This is a genomic window from Streptomyces sp. NPDC048383 (genome assembly GCF_040651775.1).
Lineage (GTDB): Bacteria > Actinomycetota > Actinomycetes > Streptomycetales > Streptomycetaceae > Streptomyces.
This window is the reverse complement of sequence record NZ_JBEZKS010000011.1, coordinates 82,646-104,080: the sequence shown is the minus strand read 5'-3', so window position 1 is coordinate 104,080 and position 21,435 is coordinate 82,646. Positions and strand designations below refer to the sequence as shown.

General features: G+C 69.6%; 20 protein-coding genes. 19 read left to right on the top strand and 1 reads right to left on the bottom strand.

Translation table 11 applies throughout. The annotated features are described in order from the left end of the window. Positions 1 to 181 precede the first annotated feature (181 nt). From rho to AB0D46_RS10750, 19 genes are all read left to right on the top strand, one after another. Positions 182 to 2,338 carry a transcription termination factor Rho gene (rho, locus tag AB0D46_RS10840; protein ID WP_362876959.1) on the top strand — a complete coding sequence of 719 codons (2,157 nt, stop codon included), beginning with the start codon at positions 182 to 184 and terminating at the stop codon, positions 2,336 to 2,338. Between the two features lie 369 nt (positions 2,339 to 2,707). Beyond that, positions 2,708 to 3,802 carry an LCP family protein gene (locus AB0D46_RS10835; protein ID WP_362876958.1) on the top strand — a complete coding sequence of 365 codons (1,095 nt, stop codon included), beginning with the start codon at positions 2,708 to 2,710 and terminating at the stop codon, positions 3,800 to 3,802. 228 nt (positions 3,803 to 4,030) lie between these two features. Then, positions 4,031 to 4,252, top strand: coding sequence for a 50S ribosomal protein L31 (gene rpmE, locus AB0D46_RS10830; protein WP_362876957.1), 222 nt, complete (start codon positions 4,031 to 4,033; stop codon positions 4,250 to 4,252). Positions 4,253 to 4,371: 119 nt separating this feature from the next. Beyond that, the gene (prfA, locus tag AB0D46_RS10825; RefSeq protein WP_362876956.1) at positions 4,372 to 5,451 is read left to right on the top strand and encodes a peptide chain release factor 1; all 1,080 of its coding nucleotides are present in this window, start codon (positions 4,372 to 4,374) and stop codon (positions 5,449 to 5,451) included. 54 nt (positions 5,452 to 5,505) lie between these two features. Further along, the gene (gene prmC, locus AB0D46_RS10820) at positions 5,506 to 6,351 is read left to right on the top strand and encodes a peptide chain release factor N(5)-glutamine methyltransferase (RefSeq protein WP_362876955.1); all 846 of its coding nucleotides are present in this window, start codon (positions 5,506 to 5,508) and stop codon (positions 6,349 to 6,351) included. A gap of 52 nt (positions 6,352 to 6,403) precedes the next feature. Next, on the top strand, positions 6,404 to 7,051 hold the full coding sequence (locus AB0D46_RS10815; protein ID WP_356875577.1) for an L-threonylcarbamoyladenylate synthase: 648 nt from the start codon (positions 6,404 to 6,406) through the stop codon (positions 7,049 to 7,051). 17 nt (positions 7,052 to 7,068) lie between these two features. Beyond that, a complete protein-coding gene (locus AB0D46_RS10810) occupies positions 7,069 to 7,704 on the top strand; it encodes a protein-tyrosine-phosphatase (protein WP_362877011.1) in 636 nt (211 codons plus the stop codon). A 135-nt stretch (positions 7,705 to 7,839) separates the two neighbouring features. Beyond that, on the top strand, positions 7,840 to 9,069 hold the full coding sequence (gene glyA, locus AB0D46_RS10805; RefSeq protein WP_362876954.1) for a serine hydroxymethyltransferase: 1,230 nt from the start codon (positions 7,840 to 7,842) through the stop codon (positions 9,067 to 9,069). Between the two features lie 104 nt (positions 9,070 to 9,173). Continuing rightward, the gene (locus tag AB0D46_RS10800; protein ID WP_362877010.1) at positions 9,174 to 10,520 is read left to right on the top strand and encodes an MraY family glycosyltransferase; all 1,347 of its coding nucleotides are present in this window, start codon (positions 9,174 to 9,176) and stop codon (positions 10,518 to 10,520) included. 275 nt (positions 10,521 to 10,795) lie between these two features. Beyond that, a complete protein-coding gene (locus tag AB0D46_RS10795) occupies positions 10,796 to 11,242 on the top strand; it encodes a hypothetical protein (RefSeq protein WP_362876953.1) in 447 nt (148 codons plus the stop codon). 210 nt (positions 11,243 to 11,452) lie between these two features. Further along, positions 11,453 to 12,289, top strand: a complete 837-nt coding sequence (gene atpB / locus AB0D46_RS10790) for a F0F1 ATP synthase subunit A (RefSeq protein ID WP_362877009.1) — start codon at positions 11,453 to 11,455, stop codon at positions 12,287 to 12,289. Positions 12,290 to 12,366: 77 nt separating this feature from the next. Further along, the gene (locus tag AB0D46_RS10785; RefSeq protein WP_030008695.1) at positions 12,367 to 12,615 is read left to right on the top strand and encodes an ATP synthase subunit C; all 249 of its coding nucleotides are present in this window, start codon (positions 12,367 to 12,369) and stop codon (positions 12,613 to 12,615) included. A gap of 40 nt (positions 12,616 to 12,655) precedes the next feature. Further along, the gene (locus AB0D46_RS10780; protein ID WP_362876952.1) at positions 12,656 to 13,210 is read left to right on the top strand and encodes a F0F1 ATP synthase subunit B; all 555 of its coding nucleotides are present in this window, start codon (positions 12,656 to 12,658) and stop codon (positions 13,208 to 13,210) included. Further along, on the top strand, positions 13,207 to 14,022 hold the full coding sequence (locus AB0D46_RS10775) for a F0F1 ATP synthase subunit delta (RefSeq protein ID WP_362876951.1): 816 nt from the start codon (positions 13,207 to 13,209) through the stop codon (positions 14,020 to 14,022). Before AB0D46_RS10780 ends, AB0D46_RS10775 begins: the two co-directional genes overlap by 4 nt. A 129-nt stretch (positions 14,023 to 14,151) precedes the next feature. After that, a complete protein-coding gene (gene atpA, locus AB0D46_RS10770) occupies positions 14,152 to 15,747 on the top strand; it encodes a F0F1 ATP synthase subunit alpha (protein ID WP_362876950.1) in 1,596 nt (531 codons plus the stop codon). Between the two features lie 20 nt (positions 15,748 to 15,767). Then, the gene (locus AB0D46_RS10765; protein WP_362876949.1) at positions 15,768 to 16,685 is read left to right on the top strand and encodes a F0F1 ATP synthase subunit gamma; all 918 of its coding nucleotides are present in this window, start codon (positions 15,768 to 15,770) and stop codon (positions 16,683 to 16,685) included. Continuing rightward, positions 16,685 to 18,127: a F0F1 ATP synthase subunit beta gene (gene atpD, locus AB0D46_RS10760; protein WP_362876948.1), complete on the top strand. Its 1,443-nt coding sequence runs from the start codon at positions 16,685 to 16,687 to the stop codon at positions 18,125 to 18,127. The genes AB0D46_RS10765 and atpD overlap by 1 nt, the downstream gene beginning before the upstream one ends. Positions 18,128 to 18,264: 137 nt before the next feature. Continuing rightward, on the top strand, positions 18,265 to 18,636 hold the full coding sequence (locus tag AB0D46_RS10755; protein ID WP_281209075.1) for a F0F1 ATP synthase subunit epsilon: 372 nt from the start codon (positions 18,265 to 18,267) through the stop codon (positions 18,634 to 18,636). A 186-nt stretch (positions 18,637 to 18,822) separates the two neighbouring features. Then, entirely contained in the window at positions 18,823 to 19,269 is a 447-nt protein-coding gene (locus AB0D46_RS10750) for a DUF2550 domain-containing protein (RefSeq protein WP_362876947.1), read from the top strand. 190 nt (positions 19,270 to 19,459) lie between these two features. Here the strand turns inward: AB0D46_RS10750 and AB0D46_RS10745 are convergent, their stop codons facing one another. Further along, on the bottom strand, positions 19,460 to 21,358 hold the full coding sequence (locus AB0D46_RS10745; protein ID WP_362876946.1) for a glycoside hydrolase family 18 chitinase: 1,899 nt from the start codon (positions 21,356 to 21,358) through the stop codon (positions 19,460 to 19,462). Positions 21,359 to 21,435: the final 77 nt, after the last annotated feature.

Here is a 21,435-nt window from a genome sequence, read left to right as displayed (position 1 = left end):
GCTTCCAGCTCGGGGGCTTCTCGCCGGAACCACCCATGCACGTTTCTCTCCGCCGTATCTCTATCGGCGGACCACCGCCCCGGCCGCGGCCCATGACCCATCAGGTCCTGGTCCGTTGTCGGACAGCACAACCGGTCGCCGAGCCAGACAGGCCGACGTCCGCTCCAGGGAAGGACCCTTCGTGAGCGACACCACCGATCTGATGGGCGCTGCCGACACCAACGTCGACACCAGTGCCCCCGCCGCGGGCGCCGCGGCTGCTCCGGGACGGCGACGCCGCTCCGGCACCGGCCTGGACGGCATGGTCCTGGCCGAGCTTCAGCAGGTCGCGTCGGGCCTCGGCATCAGGGGCACCGCGCGGATGCGCAAGAGCCAGCTGATCGAGGTCATCAAGGAAACCCAGGGCGGCGGCAGCGCCCCCAAGGCCGCGGCCCCCGCCGCCGACGCCGCCGAGGCCAAGCCGAAGCGCCGCGCCACCAGCAAGGCCCGTACGGGTGAGACCGCCGTGCAGGCGCCCGCCGAGAAGGCGGCTGACCAGCCCGCCGTCCAGGCGCAGATCGACATCCCCGGCCAGCCCGCGGGGGCCCCCTCCCGCGCGAGCGAGGCGGAGGACGCACCGGCCGGCGAGCGCCGTCGGCGTCGCGCCACCGCGCCCTCCGGCAGCCCGGAGGTGACGGCCCCGGCCGTCGTGCAGGTCGAGCAGAAGATCGAGACGGCTCCGGCCGCGCAGTCGGAGACCAAGGCCGAGGCGGCCACCGTCGCCGCCCAGGGCCAGTCCCCGGAGGCCGGCGAGGGCCGTACCCGCCGCGACCGTCGTGACCGCGGCGAGCGGGGCGAGCGTGCCGAGCGCGGCGACCGCCAGCAGGGCCGTCGCGAGCGCGGCGCCAAGGCCGACGACCAGGGCCAGGCCCAGAGCCAGGGCCAGGGCGGTCAGGGTCAGGGCGGTGGTCGTCAGGACCGCGCCGAGCGCCAGGACCGTACGGACCGCGCCGACCGTCAGCAGCAGGGCGGCCGCGGCCAGGGCCAGGGCCAGGGCCAGGGCCAGCAGCAGGGCCGGCAGGACCGTCAGGACAACGGTCCGCAGGACGACTTCGACGGTGAGGACGGTCGTCGCGGCCGTCGTGGCCGCTACCGCGACCGCCGGGGCCGTCGTGGCCGCGACGAGTTCGCGCCGGCCGAGCCGCAGGTAGCCGACGACGACGTCCTGATCCCCGTCGCGGGCATCCTCGACATCCTCGACAACTACGCGTTCATCCGGACCTCGGGCTACCTGCCCGGCCCCAACGACGTGTACGTCTCCCTCGCCCAGGTCCGCAAGGCCGGTCTGCGCAAGGGTGACCACACCACCGGTGCCGTGCGCCAGCCCAAGGACGGCGAGCGCCGCGAGAAGTTCAACGCGCTGGTGCGCCTGGACTCCGTCAACGGCATGGCGCCCGAATCCGGCCGCGGCCGGCCGGAGTTCCAGAAGCTGACGCCGCTGTACCCGCAGGACCGGCTCCGTCTGGAGACCGACCCGGGCGTGCTGACCACCCGCATCATCGACCTCGTGTCGCCGATCGGTAAGGGCCAGCGAGGCCTGATCGTGGCCCCGCCGAAGACCGGCAAGACCATGATCATGCAGGCGATCGCCAACGCGATCACCGTCAACAACCCCGAGTGCCACCTGATGGTCGTCCTGGTCGACGAGCGTCCGGAAGAGGTCACCGACATGCAGCGGTCGGTCAAGGGCGAGGTCATCTCCTCGACCTTCGACCGTCCGGCCGAGGACCACACCACCGTCGCCGAGCTGGCCATCGAGCGCGCGAAGCGCCTCGTCGAGCTGGGTCACGACGTGGTCGTCCTGCTGGACTCCATCACCCGTCTGGGCCGCGCGTACAACCTCGCCGCCCCCGCCTCCGGCCGCATCCTGTCCGGTGGTGTCGACTCGACCGCGCTGTACCCGCCGAAGCGCTTCTTCGGTGCCGCGCGCAACATCGAGGACGGCGGCTCGCTGACCATCCTGGCCACCGCGCTGGTCGACACCGGCTCGCGCATGGACGAGGTGATCTTCGAGGAGTTCAAGGGCACCGGCAACATGGAGCTCAAGCTCGACCGCAAGCTCGCCGACAAGCGCATCTTCCCGGCCGTCGACGTCGACCCGTCGGGCACCCGCAAGGAGGAGATCCTCCTCAACGCGGAGGAGCTCGCCATCGTCTGGAAGCTGCGCCGAGTGCTGCACGCGCTCGACTCGCAGCAGGCGATCGAGCTGCTGCTCGACAAGATGAAGCAGACGAAGTCGAACGCCGAGTTCCTGATGCAGATCGCGAAGACCACGCCGGCGGGCAAGAACGACGACTGACCGCCGCCTTCGGGCTCCGCACCAACGGGACCGCCCCCACCGCGACAGCGGTGGGGGCGGTCCCGCGTTCGTGGTGCGGGAGCGCGTGGTCCCGTGCGTGACCCGTACGTCACCCCGTGCGACCTTCGCCACATTCGTGCCGTCCGGCGGGCGATCGGACCGGCCCAGCGGACCCCAGGGAAACCGCAGGTAAGGGGTACGTCACATCCCGTTCGTCCGGAGATGTCCCCACGACCCCCGGGCGGCCGGGGCGGTTCGGCGCCGGCGCCGGCCGTGGAACCCTGGGGGCCGCTCCGCCGTCTGAGTGAAGGGACAGCGGGAAGGCGCGCCGTACGGAGCGCGTACCGCAGCCAGGGGACTGAGGAGAGCATGAGCGAGGACAGCAGGGGTCGCGGCCGTCCGGCCGGGACCCGGCGGCGCAAACCGCCGCGGCGCAAGGGCCTCACCGTGGCCGCGTGGACCGCCGCCGGCGTGGTCCTGCTCGGCGGCACCGGCCTCGGATACGTCTACTTCAAGTTCAACGGCAACCTGAAGAGCGTCGACATCGACCAGGCCCTCGGCACGGACCGGCCGGTCAACGTCGACAACGGCTCGATGGACATCCTCGTCCTCGGCTCCGACTCCCGCGGCGGCGCCAACGCCGAGTACGGCAAGGACGACGGCGGATCCGCGCGCTCCGACACAGCGATGATCGTCCACCTCTACGAGGGCCACCAGAAGGCGAGCGTCATATCGATCCCGCGCGACACCATGGCCCCGCGCCCCAGCTGCGCCACCGCCAAGGGGAAGACCGACCCGGGTAGTTCGCGCTCGCAGTTCAACGAGGCGTTCACCATCGGCGGGGCCGCCTGCGCGGTGAAGACCGTCGAGAAGATGTCGGGGATCCGCATGGACCACTACATCGAGGTCGACTTCACCGGCTTCAAGAAGATCGTCGACAACCTCGGCGGCGTCGAGGTGACGACGACGAAGCCCATCAAGGACGACTACAGCCACCTCGACCTCCCGCCCGGCACCAACAAGCTCAACGGGGAGCAGGCCCTCGGGCTGGTCCGCACCCGCAAGAGCGTCGGCGACGGCGGCGACCTCGGTCGAATACAGCTCCAGCAGGCCTTCATGAAGGCGCTGATCAAGCAGGTCAAGGGCATCGGGGTGTTCGACAACCCCAAGCGGCTGCTCGGCCTCGCCGACTCCGCGACCAAGGCGATCACCACCGACCGGGCACTCGGCGACGTGAAGTCCCTCATGGGCTTCGCCCAGGGACTCCAGGGCATCGACTCCGAGGACATGAACATGATCACCCTGCCGGTGACCACGGACCCGCGGGACGTGAACCGGGTCGTGCCGCTCACCAAGGAGTCCAAGATGGTCTGGGACGCGCTGCTCGCGGACCGGCCGATACCGGCCGAGGCCACCGCCGAGTCCGTGGGGGACAAGGGCGGCGCGGCCGGGATCGTGCGCTAGCGGGGCGGTAGCGGGAGGCGCGTGCGGTCGGTTGGCGAGCGGCCGGGAGGCTGTCCGGAGCCGACCCGGAGTCGGCCGGAATAGATGCCGGCCCCGTGCCGTTGAGGGGAGCGTCCTCAGAATTTTGACAGGCGGCCCGGTCCTGGCAGACTGGTCTGTCGGCCCCGGTTCACGCAGTGCGCAATTCGGCTCCTGCGACCCGGCGCCCTCCCGAAACTAGGAGACACCTTGAAGCGCGAAGTTCACCCCGAGTACGTCGAGACCCAGGTCAGCTGCACCTGTGGCGCGTCGTTCACCACCCGTAGCACCCTCACCGAGGGCACCATCCGTGCCGAGGTCTGCTCCGAGTGCCACCCGTTCTACACGGGCAAGCAGAAGATCCTCGACACCGGTGGCCGTGTGGCCCGCTTCGAGGCCCGCTTCGGCAACAAGGGTGCGGCCAAGAAGTAGCGCGACCCAGGCGCCGGTCTCCGGCCGCCCCCTGTCCACGCGGGGGCGGCCGGACCGGCGCCTTTGTCGTCGCCCACCCACGCCAGCCCTTTTTTTGACTTTCACCACAGGAGCCCCCGATGTTCGAGGCGGTCGAGGAACTGATCGGCGAGCACGCCGACCTTGAGGAGAAGCTCGCCGACCCGTCGGTCCACTCCGATCAGGCCAACGCGCGCAAGCTGAACAAGCGCTACGCGGAGCTGACCCCGATCGTGGCCACCTTCCGCGCCTGGAAGCAGTCGAACGAGGACATCGAGGCGGCCAAGGAGTTCGCGGCCGACGACCCCGACTTCCACGCCGAGGTCAAGGAACTGAGCGCCCAGCGCGAGGAGCTCACCGAGAAGCTCCGCCTGCTGCTCGTTCCGCGCGACCCCAGTGACGACAAGGACGTGCTCCTGGAGGTCAAGGCCGGAGCCGGCGGCGACGAGTCCGCCCTCTTCGCCGGCGACCTGCTGCGCATGTACCTGCGCTACGCCGAGCGCGTGGGCTGGAAGACCGAGATCATCGACGCCACCGAGTCCGAGCTCGGCGGCTACAAGGACGTCCAGGTCTCCGTTCGGACCAAGGGCGGCAACGGGGCGACCGAGCCCGGCCAGGGCGTGTGGGCCCGGCTGAAGTACGAGGGCGGCGTGCACCGCGTCCAGCGCGTGCCGGCCACCGAGTCCCAGGGCCGCATCCACACCTCCGCCGCCGGCGTGCTCGTCACCCCGGAGGCCGAGGAGGTCGAGGTCGAGGTCAACATGAGCGACCTGCGCATCGACGTGTACCGCTCCTCCGGCCCCGGCGGCCAGTCCGTCAACACCACCGACTCGGCCGTGCGCATCACGCACCTGCCGACCGGTGTGGTCGCCTCCTGCCAGAACGAGAAGAGCCAGCTCCAGAACAAGGAGCAGGCCATGCGCATCCTGCGGTCGCGCCTGCTGGCCGCCGCCCAGGAAGCCGCCGAACAGGAAGCGTCCGACGTGCGCCGCAGCCAGGTGCGCAGCGTGGACCGGTCCGAGAAGATCCGTACGTACAACTATCCGGAAAACCGGATCTCGGACCACCGGACCGGGTTCAAGGCGTACAACTTGGACCAGGTGCTCGACGGCGACCTCGACTCGGTCATCCAGGCCTGTGTCGACACGGATTCCGCCGCCAAGCTCGCCGCCGCGCACTGATCACCGCCTGATTCCCGCACCACCCCCCGTACGACAGCAGCCCGGAGGACCAGCGTGAACTTGCTGCTTGCCGAGGTGGCCCAGGCCACCCAGCGGCTGGCCGCCGCCGGCGTGCCCTCACCGCGCTTCGACGCGGAGGAACTCGCGGCCTTCGTGCACGGCGTCAAGCGGGGGGAACTGCACCACGTCAAGGACACGGACTTCGACGCCCGCTACTGGGAGGCCGTCGCCCGCCGCGAGGCCCGCGAGCCGCTCCAGCACATCACCGGCCGCGCCTTCTTCCGCTACCTGGAGCTCCAGGTCGGACCCGGGGTGTTCGTGCCCCGGCCCGAGACCGAGTCGGTCGTGGACTGGGCCATACAGGCCGTCCGGGCGATGGACGTCGTCGAGCCGCTGATCGTGGACCTGTGCACCGGCTCCGGAGCCATCGCGCTGGCCATGGCCCAGGAGGTGCCGCGCTCGCGCGTGCACGCCGTCGAGCTGTCCGAGGACGCCCTGCGCTGGACCCGCAAGAACGCCGAGGGCTCCCGGGTCAGCGTCCACCAGGGCGACGCGCTGACCGCGCTGCCCGAGCTGGACGGGCAGGTCGACCTGGTCATCTCCAACCCGCCGTACATCCCGCTCACCGAGTGGGAGTACGTCGCCCCCGAGGCCCGGGACCACGATCCCGAGATGGCGCTGTTCTCCGGGGAGGACGGTCTCGACACCATCCGCGGCATCGAGCGCACCGCCCACCGGCTGCTGCGGCCCGGCGGGATCGTGGTGATCGAGCACGCCGACACCCAGGGCGGCCAGGTGCCGTGGATCTTCGCCGACGAGCGCGGCTGGGCCGACTCGGCCGACCACCCCGACCTGAACAACCGGCCGCGCTTCGCGACCGCCCGCAAGGCCCTGCCGTGACCCGCACCACCCCCGCCCCCGACACCACCCCGCTGCACGAGGAGGCCCGCTGATGGCCCGGCGATACGACTGCAACGACGCGACGGACCGCAAGACGGGCCTGCGCGAAGCCGCATCCGCCGTGCGCCGCGGCGAGCTCGTCGTGCTGCCCACCGACACCCTGTACGGGATCGGTGCGGACGCCTTCAGCGCGGAGGCCGTCGGTGACCTGCTCGCCGCCAAGGGCCGGGGCCGCAACATGCCCACGCCCGTGCTCATCGGCTCGCCGAACACCCTGCACGGGCTGGTCACCGACTTCTCCGAGCAGGCGTGGGAGCTCGTCGACGCCTTCTGGCCGGGCGGGCTGACCCTGGTCGCCAAGCACCAGCCGTCGCTGGCGTGGGACCTCGGCGAGACCCGCGGCACGGTCGCCGTACGCATGCCGCTGCACCCCGTCGCGATCGAGCTGCTGACCGAGGTCGGTCCGATGGCGGTGTCCTCGGCGAACCTGTCCGGGCACCCGGCGCCCGAGGACTGCGACGCGGCGCGCGAGATGCTCGGCGACTCCGTGTCCGTGTACCTGGACGGCGGACCGACCCCGAGCACGCTGCCCTCGTCGATCGTCGACGTCACCGGGAAGGTTCCCGTCCTGCTGCGCGAGGGCGCCCTGACCGCCGAGCAGCTCCGGGAGGTCGTACCCGACCTTGAGGTAGCTCCGTGAGCCCTCAGGGGCGTGGCATAGCAAGCGGGCCCTTTCCGGCGGCGGCTTCGGGCTCGGCCTTCCGCATACTCCACGTCAGCACGGGCAACGTGTGCCGCTCGCCCATCACCGAGCGGCTGACGCGGCACGCCCTGTCGCACCGGCTGGGCGGCATCCCGGCCGGTGACCTCATCGTGGAGAGCGCCGGTACGTGGGGCCACGAGGGTGCGCCGATGGAGGCCAACGCCGCCGCCGTCCTCGCGGACTTCGGGGCGGACGCCTCCGGTTTCACCGGGCGCGAGCTGCTGGACGAGCACGTCATACGCGCCGACCTGGTGCTGACCGCCACCCGGGACCACCGGGCCCAGGTCATTTCGATGGGGCACTCGGCGGGGCTGCGGACCTTCACGCTGAAGGAGTTCACCCGGCTGGTGCGGGCCATAGACCCGGCCACGCTGCCCCCGCTGGACGACGGCATGGCGGAGCGGGCCCGGGCCCTGGTACGGGCGGCCGCCGCGCTGCGCGGCTGGCTGCTGGCCCCTTCCCCCGACGCGGACGAGGTCTACGACCCGTACGGCGCCCCCATCACCTTCTTCCGCTCGATCGGCGACGAGATCAACCAGGCGCTGGACCCCGTGGTCACGGCCCTGACGGGCGTCACCGCCGCCCGTTAGGCGGGTGAGGGCGGGCCGGCGACTCCGCGCGGTGAACGGGTGGGCGCGGGGCTCCGGCGGTGCGGGGCGCGCGAGGGGCGAGGTCGGCCGGGCGCGCCTACAGTGGCTGTACCCCGGTACCCCTGGAGTCCTGCCATGAGCGTCATCACGCAGCCGACGGACCTGCTCCGGCAGCAGGACCCGCAGATGGCCGACGTCCTCGCGGGGGAGGCCCGGCGCCAGGCCGAGACGCTCCAGCTGAGCGCCGCCGAGAACTTCACCTCCGACGCGGTGCTCGCCGCGCTCGGCTCCGCGCTCGCCAACAAGTACGCCGAGGGTTATCCCGGCGCCCGCCACCACGGGGGCTGCGAGTACGCGGACCTGGCCGAAGGCATCGCGGTGGACCGGGCCAAGGCCCTGTTCGGCGTCGAGCACGCGAACGTGCAACCGCACTCCGGATCCTCCGCCGTGCTGGCCGCCTACGCCGCGCTGCTGCGACCCGGCGACACGGTGCTGGCCATGGGATTGGCGTACGGCGGGCACCTGACGCACGGTTCGCCCGCCAACTTCTCCGGCCGCTGGTTCGACTTCGTCGGGTACGGCGTGGACGGCGAAACCGGGCTCATCGACTACGAGCAGGTGCAGGAGCTGGCTCGAACCCATCGCCCCAAGGCCATCGTGTGCGGCTCGATCTCCTACCCCCGCCACCCCGAGTACTCGGCCTTCCGCGAGATCGCCGACGAGGTGGGCGCCTTCCTCATCGCCGACGCCGCGCACCCGATCGGGCTCGTCGCGGGCGGCGCGGCGCCCAGCCCCGTCCCGTACGCCGACCTCGTCTGCGCCACCACGCACAAGGTGCTCCGGGGGCCGCGCGGCGGGATGATCCTGTGCGGGGCCGAGTTCGCCGAGCGCGTCGACCGGGCGGTGTTCCCCTTCACCCAGGGCGGCGCCCAGATGCACACCATCGCCGCGAAGGCGGTGGCGTTCGGGGAGGCGGCCGACCCGGCCTACGTCGGCTACGCGCACCGGGTCGTCGCCAACGCCCGCACCCTCGCCCGGGCCCTGGAGGACCACGGCTTCGCCGTCACCACCGGCGGCACCGACACCCACCTGATCACCGCCGACCCGGCGCCGCTCGCCGCCGACGGGCCGACCGCGCGGGGCCGGCTCGCCGCCGCCGGGATCGTCCTCGACACCTGCGCCCTTCCGTACGGGGACCGGCGCGGGATCCGCCTCGGTACCGCCGCGGTCACCACGCAGGGCATGGGGGAGTCCGAGATGACCCGGATCGCGGACCTGTTCGCCGCCGCGCTGCGCGGGGACGGCGCGGGGATCCGGGCGGAGGTCGCCGACCTGACCCGAGGATTTCCCCCGTACGGGGCGTAACCGGGAGAAGAAGGGCGTAGCGCAACCGGGGAGGGTCCTTGCCGCGTCCTCTTCACCGGTGACATCGAGGCTAATGTGTGGGGCTGAGATGGCCGGCGATACATCTGGGGCAGCCCGTGCGTGAATACCTGCTGACGCTTTGCGTCACGGTCGCGGTGACCTACCTGCTGACCGGGCCCGTGCGGAAGTTCGCGATCGCGGCCGGGGCCATGCCGGAGATCCGCGCCCGCGACGTGCACCGCGAGCCCACACCACGGCTCGGCGGCATCGCCATGTTCGGTGGCCTGTGCGCCGGCCTGCTCGCCGCCGACCACCTGCGCAACCTCAACGGCGTCTTCGAGCTGTCGAACGAACCGCGGGCGCTGCTCTCGGGAGCGGCGTTGATCTGGCTGGTCGGCGTCCTGGACGACAAGTTCGAGATCGACGCCCTGATCAAGCTCGGCGCGCAGATGATCGCCGCGGGCGTGATGGTCATCCAGGGTCTGACGATCCTGTGGATCCCCGTCCCCGGCATCGGCACGGTCGCCCTCACCCAGTGGCAGGGCAACCTGCTGACCGTGGCCCTCGTGGTGATCACCATCAACGCGGTGAACTTCGTGGACGGCCTCGACGGCCTGGCCGCCGGCATGGTCTGCATCGCGGCGACGGCGTTCTTCCTCTACGGCTACCGCATCTGGTTCGGCTACGGCATCGAGGCGGCCGCCCCGGCGACGCTGTTCGCGGCGATCCTGATGGGCATGTGCATCGGCTTCCTACCGCACAACATGCATCCGGCCCGGATCTTCATGGGCGACTCCGGCTCGATGCTCATCGGCCTGGTGCTGGCCGCCGCGGCCATCTCCATGACAGGTCAGGTCGACCCGGACGCCATGGCCCTCTTCGCGGGCGGCGAGCGCAACGCGACGCACGCGATGCTCCCGGTCTTCATGCCGCTGCTGCTGCCACTGACGATCATCGCGATCCCGATGGCGGACCTGGTCCTGGCCATCGTCCGGCGCACCTGGAACGGCCAGTCGCCGTTCGCCGCCGACCGCGGGCACCTGCACCACAGGCTGCTGGAACTCGGGCATTCCCACAGCCGCGCCGTACTCATCATGTACTTCTGGTCGGGCCTGATCGCCTTCGGCGCCGTGGCCTACTCGGTGCACTCGACCTCGATGTGGATCGTCCTGGCCATCGCGGCGCTGAGCGCCCTGGGACTCGTCCTGCTCCTGCTGCCGCGGTTCACGCCACGCGCCCCGCGCTGGGCGGAGGGCCTGGTCCCGCCGCGCTACCGGCACGCGGCCCGGGCCGCCGAGGCCGCGGCGGAGGCCGCCGTACGGGAGGACGAGGGCGCGGAGCCGCCGGCTCCGCGGCCCGTCGCCGTGGGGGTCTCGGGCGTCAACGGGGCGACTGCCGTAGGCCCCCGTTCGCGCCTTCCCGACCGGCGTAAGGCCGGATCCGCGCGCTGACCCGTCGGGCACATGTCCGACATGGAACCCCTTTACCAGACAACCTGCCGTCATGTCCTGCACACACGCGCAGGGTCACTCTCATGTGTGACAGTCAGCACACCGAACAGGTAAAGCTCTCATCAAATAGTTTGTGATACCGTTCACTAAACCCGGCGACAGAGCCGAAGGACCGTAGTGCGACGGTCCATTGGCCCGAGGCTCTCACTCGGCCCGGGCTTACGCTCGTCCCGTACGAGTCCCGTTACCCCCACCATCACGCGGAGCCATGCGCCATGCTGTCCGATGACGCCCGATCCCTTCTGCAAACCGTTGTGCCCACCGCTGCCGTCGGCGTCATCGCCGCAGTTGTCAGTGGCGTGGTCGCGGGCGGCAAGGGGGCGATCGGCGCGATCGCGGCCACGATCGTCGTGATGTTGTTCATGGGTATCGGATTCGTCATCCTGCAGCGGACGGCACGATCGCTGCCGCATCTCTTCCAGATGATGGGTCTGGCGCTCTACACGACCCAGATCCTGCTGCTCTTCGTCTTCGTCGCCGTGTTCCAGAACACGACGCTGTTCAATCCCAGGGCATTCGCGATCACCATCGTCGTGGCGACCCTTGCTTGGATCGCCGCGCAGACGCGCGCGCACATGAAGGCCAAGATCCTTTACGTCGAGCCCGAGTCCGCGAAGCGTGACAAGGGTGAGAAGCCCAAGAACACGGGGTCCTCGTCGTGAACGGTAGGGGCGGAATAAGTGCGCGTTCGAGATGCTGCTATCGTCCGGTGCCAACTGCGGCAACGCGGGCGCGGGCAGCTGAGCTGACGCCCGCTCAATCGCGAGGCTCACTGCCTGCAAGCCGCCCCCACATCCGTAAGACCAGTCCCGTGCCGAACCGCGGCTGTGCGCCGCGCCGACACAACGAGGTTGCCGTACCTATGCGCCACGCTGAAGGAGCCCGCGGTGAGTGCTGACCCGACGCAGGTGCTCGCCTTCGAGACCGATTGCCACATCTTCGACGGCTGTGGCTTCCCGGCTCCCGGCCTGCACTCGTTCCTGTTCGAGCCGATCTTCGGCGACATGGACGGAGCCGTCTACTTCAACAAGACGATGCTCCTGGCCCTGATCGGAACCGTCGTCATCGTCGGATTCTTCTGGGCCGCCTTCGCCAAGCCGAAGGTCGTTCCCGGGAAGCTCCAGATGGTCGCCGAAGCCGGCTACGACTTCGTGCGCCGCGGCATCGTCTACGAAACGATGGGCAAGAAGGAGGGCGAGAAGTACGTCCCCTTCATGGTCGCGACGTTCTTCTTCGTCTGGATCCTGAACCTCTGGTCGATCATTCCGCTCGCCCAGTTCCCGGTGACCTCGGTCATCGCGTACCCGGCCGGTCTGGCCCTGGTCATCTACGTCATGTGGATGTCGGTCACCTTCAAGCGCCACGGCTTCGTCGGCGGTCTGAAGAACCTCACGGGCTACGACAAGTCGCTCGGCGGGATCCTGCCGCTGGTCATGCTGATCGAGTTCTTCTCGAACGTGATCGTCCGCCCCTTCACGCACGCGGTCCGTCTCTTCGCGAACATGTTCGCGGGTCACACCCTGCTGCTGCTCTTCACGATCGCCAGCTGGTACCTGCTGAACGGGATCGGCATCGCCTACGCCGGCGTGTCCTTCGTGATGGTCATCGTGATGACCGCGTTCGAGCTCTTCATCCAGGCTGTCCAGGCCTACGTCTTCGTGCTGCTGGCCTGCAGCTTCCTCCAGGGCGCCGTCGCCGAGCACCACTGACCGCCGCCCCACCCCCAAACCATCAGTCGTCCGGTGGCCAACCCCCACCGGTCCATGAAAGAGAAGGAAGAACCGGCATGTCCGCTCTCCAGACCCTCGCTGCTGGCGTCGAAATCAAGGGCAACCTCGGCTCCATCGGCTACGGCCTCGCGGCCATCGGCCCCGGCGTCGGCGTCGGCATCATCTTCGGTAACGGCACCCAGGCGCTGGCCCGCCAGCCCGAGGCCGCCGGCCTGATCCGCGCCAACCAGATCCTCGGCTTCGCCTTCTGTGAGGCGCTCGCCCTCATCGGTCTGGTCATGCCGTTCGTCTACCCGACCTCCTGATCCCGGTAGCGAACAGACCCCTTAGACGGAAGGCACTGATGTGAACCCTCTGGTTCAGCTCGCGGCCACCGAGGCGGAAAACCCCCTCATCCCGCCGATCCCCGAGCTTGTCATCGGCCTGATCGCCTTTGTCATCGTCTTCGGTTTCCTCGCGAAGAAGCTGCTCCCGAACATCAACAAGGTTCTGGACGAGCGTCGCGCGGCCATCGAGGGTGGCATCGAGACGGCCGAAGCGCTTCAGGCCGAGGCTCAGAGCGCGCTGGAGCAGTACAAGGCCCAGCTCGCCGAAGCCCGGCACGAGGCCGCTCGCCTGCGCCAGGACGCGCTGGAGCAGGGCACTGCGCTCAAGGAAGAACTGCGCGCAGAGGGCCAGCGGCAGCGTGAGGAGATCATCGCTGCCGGTCACGCCCAGATCGCCGCGGACCGCAAGGCCGCGTCGCAGGCACTGCGTCAGGACGTGGGCAAGCTCGCCACGGACCTGGCCGGAAAGCTCGTCGGCGAGTCCCTCGAGGACCACGCCCGGCAGAGCCGCACCATCGACCGTTTCCTCAGCGAGCTTGAGGAGAAGGCCGCGTCGACTGGGGCTGCCCGATGAACGGAGCGAGCCGCGAGGCACTGGCCTCCGCGCGCGAGCGTCTCGACGCGCTGACGGACAACACGTCCGTCGACGCGACGAAGCTTGCCGGTGAGCTGGCTGCCGTCACCGCGCTGCTCGACCGTGAGGTCTCGCTGCGTCGGGTCATCACGGACCCGACGCAGCCCGGCGAGGCCAAGGCCGAGCTGGTCGGGCGTCTGCTGGCCGGCCAGGTGGGCGGGGAAACCCTCGACCTGGTGTCCGGTATGGCGCGGTCGCGCTGGTCGCAGTCCCGTGACCTGGTGGACGCGCTGGAGGGGCTGGCGGCTTCCGCCGACCTCACCGCGGCCCAGCAGGGCGGCGCGCTCGACAACGTCGAGGACGAGGTCTTCCGCTTCGGCCGGATCGTCTCCTCGAACACCGAGCTGCGTGCGGCACTGACCGACCGTGCGGCCTCCGCCTCCGCCAAGAGCGAGCTGCTGCGCAGCCTGCTCGGCGGCAAGGCGAACGCCGTCACCGAGCGTCTGGTCGCCCGACTCGTCACGCACCCGCGTGGACGTAGCCTGGAAGCGGGACTCGAATCCCTTTCCACGCTCGCCGCCGAGCGCCGCAACCGCATGGTCGCCACCGTGACCAGCGCGGTTCCGCTCAGCGACGTGCAGAAGCAGCGTCTCGGCGCGGTGCTGGCCGAGCTCTACGGCCGCCAGATGCACCTCAACCTCGACGTGGACCCCACGGTCCTCGGCGGGATCACGGTGCGGGTCGCGGACGAGGTCATCGACGGCACCATCGCGGAGCGTCTCGCAGAGGCGTCCCGCCGCATGGCCGGCTGACCAGCCACCAATAGAACAACGCATTCCTAGCGGCCCGGTTGGGCCGTGCAGAACTTGCAGAAGATTCCTGGGGGTCGCCCCCAGACCCCTAAGAAGCTTCAGGCCCAACAAGGAGAGCAGGGAACCCAGATGGCGGAGCTCACGATCCGGCCGGAGGAGATCCGGGACGCACTGGAGAACTTTGTCCAGTCGTACCAGCCGGACGCGGCCTCGCGCGAGGAGGTCGGAACGGTCAGCGTTGCCGGCGACGGCATCGCGAAGGTGGAGGGTCTTCCCTCCGCCATGGCGAACGAGCTGCTGAAGTTCGAGGACGGCACCCTCGGTCTCGCCCTCAACCTCGACGAGCGCGAGATCGGCGCCGTCGTCCTCGGCGAGTTCAGCGGTATCGAGGAGGGCCAGCCGGTGCAGCGCACCGGTGAGGTGCTCTCCGTCGGCGTGGGCGAGGGTTACCTCGGCCGCGTCGTCGACCCGCTCGGCAACCCGATCGACGGTCTCGGCGAGATCGCGACCGAAGGCCGTCGCGCCCTGGAGCTGCAGGCCCCGGGCGTCATGGTCCGTAAGTCGGTGCACGAGCCGATGCAGACCGGCTACAAGGCCATCGACGCCATGGTGCCCGTCGGCCGTGGTCAGCGTCAGCTGATCATCGGTGACCGTCAGACCGGCAAGACCGCTCTGGCAGTCGACACGATCATCAACCAGCGCGACAACTGGCGCTCGGGCGACGTGAACAAGCAGGTTCGCTGCATCTACGTCGCCATCGGCCAGAAGGGCTCGACCATCGCGTCCGTTCGCGGCGCCCTGGAAGACGCCGGCGCGCTCGAGTACACGACGATCGTCGCGGCCCCGGCGTCCGACCCGGCCGGCTTCAAGTACCTGGCGCCGTACACCGGTTCGGCCATCGGCCAGCACTGGATGTACGCCGGCAAGCACGTCCTGATCATCTTCGACGACCTGTCGAAGCAGGCCGACGCCTACCGCGCCGTGTCGCTGCTGCTGCGCCGCCCGCCGGGCCGTGAGGCCTACCCGGGCGACGTCTTCTACTTGCACTCCCGTCTGCTGGAGCGCTGCGCGAAGCTCTCCGACGACATGGGTGCCGGTTCGATGACCGGTCTGCCGATCGTCGAGACCAAGGCGAACGACGTGTCGGCGTTCATCCCGACCAACGTCATCTCCATCACCGACGGCCAGTGCTTCCTGGAGTCCGACCTGTTCAACGCGGGCCAGCGCCCGGCGCTGAACGTCGGCATCTCGGTCTCCCGCGTCGGTGGCTCGGCCCAGCACAAGGCCATGAAGCAGGTTTCCGGCCGTCTGCGCCTGGACCTCGCCCAGTACCGCGAGCTCGAGGCGTTCGCCGCCTTCGGTTCCGACCTGGACGCCGCTTCGAAGGCTTCGCTGGAGCGCGGCAAGCGCCTGGTCGAGCTGCTGAAGCAGGGCCAGTACCAGCCGATGCCCGTCGAGGAGCAGGTCGTCTCCGTCTGGGCCGGTACCACCGGCAAGATGGACGACGTCCCGGTCGCCGACATCCGTCGCTTCGAGTCGGAGCTGCTGGAGCACCTGCGCCGCGAGCGCAAGGACCTCCTCACCTCCATCGCCGACGGCGGCAAGATGTCGGACGACACCCTGACGTCCATCGCCGACGCCATCGCCGGCTTCAAGCAGCAGTTCGAGACCTCGGACGGCAAGCTCCTGGGCGAGGACGCGCCGGCCGTCAACGTCTCCAAGTGACGACGGAAGGGACCTGACTCATGGGAGCGCAGCTCCGGGTCTACAAGCGTCGCATCCGTGCCGTCACGGCGACCAAGAAGATCACCAAGGCGATGGAAATGATCGCCGCCTCGCGCATCGTCAAGGCGCAGCGCAAGGTGGCGGCATCGATGCCGTACGCGACCGAGCTCACCCGTGCGGTGACCGCGGTGGCCACCGGCTCGAACACCAAGCACGCCCTGACCACCGAGGTCGAGGCGCCGGCGCGTGCCGCGGTCCTGCTCATCACGAGCGACCGCGGTCTGGCCGGCGGCTACTCCTCCAACGCCATCAAGCAGGCGGAGCGGCTCACCGAGCGGCTGCGCGGCGAGGGCAAGGAGGTCGACACGTTCATCGTCGGCCGTAAGGGTCTGGCCTACTTCGGCTTCCGCGAGCGCAAGGTCGCGGAGTCGTGGACCGGCTTCACCGACAGCCCGGCCTACTCCGACGCCAAGCGCGTCGCGGGGCCGCTGATCGAGGCCATCCAGAAGGAAACGGCCGAGGGTGGCGTCGACGAGCTGCACATCGTCTACACGGAATTCGTGTCGATGATGACGCAGAACGCGGTCGACGGCCGGATGCTGCCGCTCAGCCTCGACAAGGTCGAAGAAGAGTCCGGTGCGAAGGGCGAGATCCTTCCGCTGTTCGACTTCGAGCCGTCGGCGGAGGACGTCCTCGACGCCCTCCTGCCGCGCTACGTCGAGAGCCGCATCTACAACGCACTGCTGCAGTCGGCCGCTTCCGAGCACGCCGCCCGCCGCCGCGCGATGAAGTCGGCGACCGACAACGCCGGGGATCTCATCAAGAGCCTTTCCCGGCTTGCCAACGCGGCCCGCCAGGCCGAAATCACCCAGGAAATCAGCGAGATCGTCGGTGGCGCCAGCGCCATGGCCGACGCGACCGCGGGGAGTGACAAGTAATGACGACCTCTGTTGAGACGGCCGCCGCCACGGGCCGCGTCGCCCGGGTCATCGGCCCGGTCGTCGACGTGGAGTTCCCCGTCGACGCGATGCCCGAGATCTACAACGCGCTGAAGGTCCAGGTCGCCGACCCGGCCCAGGACGGCGAGCTCAAGACGCTGACCCTCGAAGTCGCCCAGCACCTGGGTGACGGCGTGGTCCGCGCGATCTCGATGCAGCCCACCGACGGTCTGGTCCGCCAGGCCCCGGTGACCGACACGGGCGAGGGCATCACCGTCCCCGTCGGTGACTTCACCAAGGGCAAGGTGTTCAACACCCTCGGTGAGGTGCTGAACTACCCGGAGGAGAACGCCAACGTCACCGAGCGTTGGCCGATCCACCGCAAGGCGCCCCGCTTCGACGAGCTCGAGTCGAAGACCGAGATGTTCGAGACCGGCGTCAAGGTCATCGACCTTCTCACCCCGTACGTCAAGGGTGGAAAGATCGGTCTGTTCGGTGGTGCCGGTGTCGGCAAGACCGTTCTGATCCAGGAAATGATCTACCGCGTGGCCAACAACCACGACGGTGTGTCGGTCTTCGCGGGCGTCGGTGAGCGTACCCGTGAGGGCAACGACCTCATCGAGGAGATGGCCGAGTCCGGCGTCATCGACAAGACGGCCCTCGTCTTCGGCCAGATGGACGAGCCGCCGGGCACGCGTCTGCGCGTCGCCCTGGCCGGTCTGACCATGGCGGAGTACTTCCGCGATGTGCAGAAGCAGGACGTGCTGTTCTTCATCGACAACATCTTCCGGTACACCCAGGCGGGTTCCGAGGTGTCGACGCTGCTCGGCCGCATGCCCTCCGCGGTGGGTTACCAGCCGAACCTGGCCGACGAGATGGGTCTCCTCCAGGAGCGCATCACCTCGACCCGTGGTCACTCGATCACCTCGATGCAGGCGATCTACGTCCCCGCGGACGACCTGACCGACCCGGCGCCGGCGACCACCTTCGCCCACCTCGACGCGACGACGGTTCTTTCCCGTCCGATCTCCGAGAAGGGCATCTACCCGGCCGTGGACCCGCTGGACTCGACGTCCCGCATCCTCGACCCGCGGTACATCGCGGCGGACCACTACGCCACGGCGATGCGCGTCAAGGGGATCCTGCAGAAGTACAAGGACCTCCAGGACATCATCGCGATCCTCGGTATCGACGAGCTGGGCGAGGAGGACAAGCTCGTTGTCCACCGTGCCCGTCGCGTCGAGCGCTTCCTGTCGCAGAACACCCACGTCGCCAAGCAGTTCACCGGTGTCGACGGTTCGGACGTTCCGCTGGAGGAGTCGATCACCGCGTTCAACGCGATCTGCGACGGTGACTACGACCACTTCCCCGAGCAGGCGTTCTTCCTGTGCGGTGGCATCGAGGACCTGAAGGCGAACGCCAAGGAGCTGGGCGTCTCCTAGTCGGCCGCGTTCTGCGGAACGCGCGTCTTCGAAGAACGAAAGGAGAGGGGCGGGGTACGTCCCGTCCCTCTCCCCACGCCCATTAGAATTTGACCAACACCCGGCTGACCCGCCGGGTGGTGACCCGAGGAGCCACCTTGGCTGCTGAGCTGCACGTCGAGCTGGTCGCGGCGGACCGCAATGTCTGGTCCGGCGAGGCCACCCTTGTTGTCGCCCGCACCACGTCCGGCGACATCGGCGTCATGCCCGGTCACCAGCCGCTTCTCGGTGTGCTGGAATCGGGCCCTGTGACCATTCGTACCAGCGAGGGCGGCACTGTCGTCGCCGCGGTGCACGGCGGTTTCATCTCGTTCGCGGACAACAAGCTGTCCCTGCTGGCCGAGATCGCCGAGCTCGCGGACGAGATCGACGTCCAGCGGGCGGAGCGGGCACTGGAGCGCGCGAAGTCGGAGGCCGACGCGGCCGCCGAACGTCGCGCCGATGTCCGGTTGCGCGCCGTAACGGGCTGACAGCCCGTCGGAGTTCGAACCGTCGGACCCGGAGGGTGACCTCCGGGCGCCGGCAGACCTCAGCCGCGGTCCGTTCTGGAATTTTCCAGACCGGGTCGCGGCTGAGGCGATGTACGTCCGTCTCGGACCGGTCCGTGACGGGCTCGGTCGTGTGACGTGTTTCGATGAGCGAGGAGGTCGGTGAAGATGCTCCTCGCTCTGCTTGTGAGCGGCCTGGTCGTAGCCCTGGTGGTGATCGGGCTGTTTGTGTTCGGACTGCGCCGCAGATTGATCCAGCGGTCCGGCGGGACCTTCGACTGCAGCATGCGCTGGGACGTGGCCGACGAGTCGGACGTGTCCGGCAAGGGCTGGGTCTACGGGGTCGCCCGCTACAGCGGTGACCGGATCGAGTGGTTCCGGGTGTTCTCGTACTCTCCGCGCCCGCGTCGGCTGCTGGAGCGCTCCTCCATCGAGGTGCTCGCCCGCCGCGCGCCCGAGGGCGAGGAGGAGCTTGCCCTGCTGTCGGACGCGGTCGTGCTCGGCTGTTCCCACCGGGGAACCCGCCTGGAGCTGGCGATGAGCGACGACGCGCTGACCGGATTCCTGGCCTGGCTGGAGGCGGCGCCTCCCGGCCAGCGGGTGAACGTGGCGTGATGCCCGCCCGCTGGTAGGGGGTCCCCACGGACGAGGTCCGGGGGGAGGGTGAACGTGGCCCGAGGCCGCGGCCGGCCGGCGCCACGGTCCGCCGTGGGGTCCGGGCCGCATCGGATGTGGAGAAGCCGGGGAGGCGGGGGACGGACCCGACTCCCCGGCTTCGTCTGTCACCGGGTTCGTTCAGTGGGGGTTACTGGAGCCCGGTGTGGATCGCGTTGGCGAGTTCGCCGTTGGTGGTGTCGCCGCTGAACTCCCAGAAGAAGGCGCCGCGGAGTCCCTGCTGCTTGGTCCAGTTCATCTTCGTGGCGACCGTGGCGGGGGTGTCGTAGCTCCACCAGTTGCTGCCGCACTTGGCGTAGGCCGTGCCGGCGATGGTGCCGGTGCTCGGGCAGGTGACCTTGAGGACCTTGTAGTCCTCGTTGCCCGGCTCGTACGTGCCCGGGGCCGGGCCGGTGGCGGTGCCGCCGGGCGTGGCCTGGGTGACGCCGGTCCAGCCGCGGCCGTAGAAGCCGATGCCGAGGTTGAGCTTCGAGCCGGGGATGCCCTTGCCCTTGAGCTTGGTGATCGCGGCCTCGGAGTTGAAGCCGTCCTGCGGGATGCCCGGGTAGGCGGTGAGCGGGGAGTGCGGGGCGGTCGGGCCCTGGGCGGCCCAGGAGCCGAAGAAGTCGTACGTCATGACGTTGTAGAAGTCGACGTACTGGGCCGCGCCGCCGTAGTCGGCCGCGTCGAGCTTGCCGCCGTTGGCGCCGTCGGCGGAGATGGCCGCGGTGACCAGGTTGTTCGCGCCGAACTTGGCGCGCATGGCCTGCATCATGTTCTTGAGTGAGGCGGCGCCGCTGGTGTCGCAGGTCAGGCCGCAGGCGTTCGGGTACTCCCAGTCGAGGTCGATGCCGTCGAAGACGTCGGCCCAGCGCGGGTCCTCCACGAGGTCGTAGCAGGACTGGGCGAAGGCGGTCGGGTTGGACACCGCCTGGCCGAAGCCGCCGGACCAGGTCCAGCCGCCGAAGGACCACAGGATCTTGATGTGGGGGTACTGGGCCTTCAGCTTGCGGAGCTGGTTGAAGTTGCCGCGCAGCGGCTGGTCCCAGGTGTCGGCCTTGCCGTCGACGCTCTGGTCGGCGGTGTAGGCCTTGTCGTAGTCCGCGTAGGCGTCACCGATGGTGCACTTGCCGCCCTGCACGTTGCCGAAGGCGTAGTTGATGTGCGTGATCTTCGACGCGGAGCCGGAGGTGACCAGGTTCTTCACGTGGTAGTTGCGCCCGTAGACGCCCCAGTTGGTGAAGTAGCCCAGCTTGACCTTGGTGCCGGCGCCCGGGTCCGTGCCGCCGCCGCCCGGGGTGGTGAGGGCGAGCTCGCCGGAGGAGGGGCCGGTCTGGTCCGCGGTGTCGCGGGCGACGACCGAGTACGTGTACGAGGTGCCCTTGGTCAGGCCCGAGTCGCCGTAGCTGGTGCCGGTGACCGTGGTGACCTTGGCGCCGTTGCGGTAGACGTCGTAGTTCTTGATGCCCTTGTCGTCGGTGGCCGCCGACCAGGACAGGGTCAGGGCGGTTTCGGTGACCCCGGAGGCCGTGGGGGTGCCGGGGGCCGAGGGGGCGGCGTCGCCGGGCTGGCTGCCGCCGTCACAGGCGCCGCCGTTGATCTTGCAGCCGGATGGGGCGCCGGTGCCGGAGCCGTTGAACCCGAAGGTGATGCTCTGGCCCGGGGTGAGGGAGCCGTTCCAGCCGAGGTTCTTGGCGGTCCAGCGGTTGCCCGAGCTGGTGACGGTGGCGTCCCAGGCGGAGGTGACCCTGGTGCCGGCGGGGTAGTCCCACTCCACGGTCCAGCTGGACAGCGTGGTGGTGCCGGTGTTCTTGACCGTCCACCTGCCCTCGAAACCGGAGCCCCAGTCGGAGGCCTTGGTGTAGGTCGCCGTCGCGGAGGTGGCAGCCTGTGCGGGTCCGGCCAGGCCGACGAGGCCGGCGATGGGCAGGGCGAAGACGGCCACCGTGGCGGCCAACCTTCTGTACAGACGGGTACGTAGTGGGGGTGCTGTGCTCAAGGGTGTTCCCCTCCGTAGGTCCGTGCCGGTCGTGGGGCCGACCGGGCACATGGGGGTGGGACCTGCGCCGCCCGTGAGCACGCCTCGTCATGACGGTCGTCATGGCACGCTCACCACAGTGTTTCGGT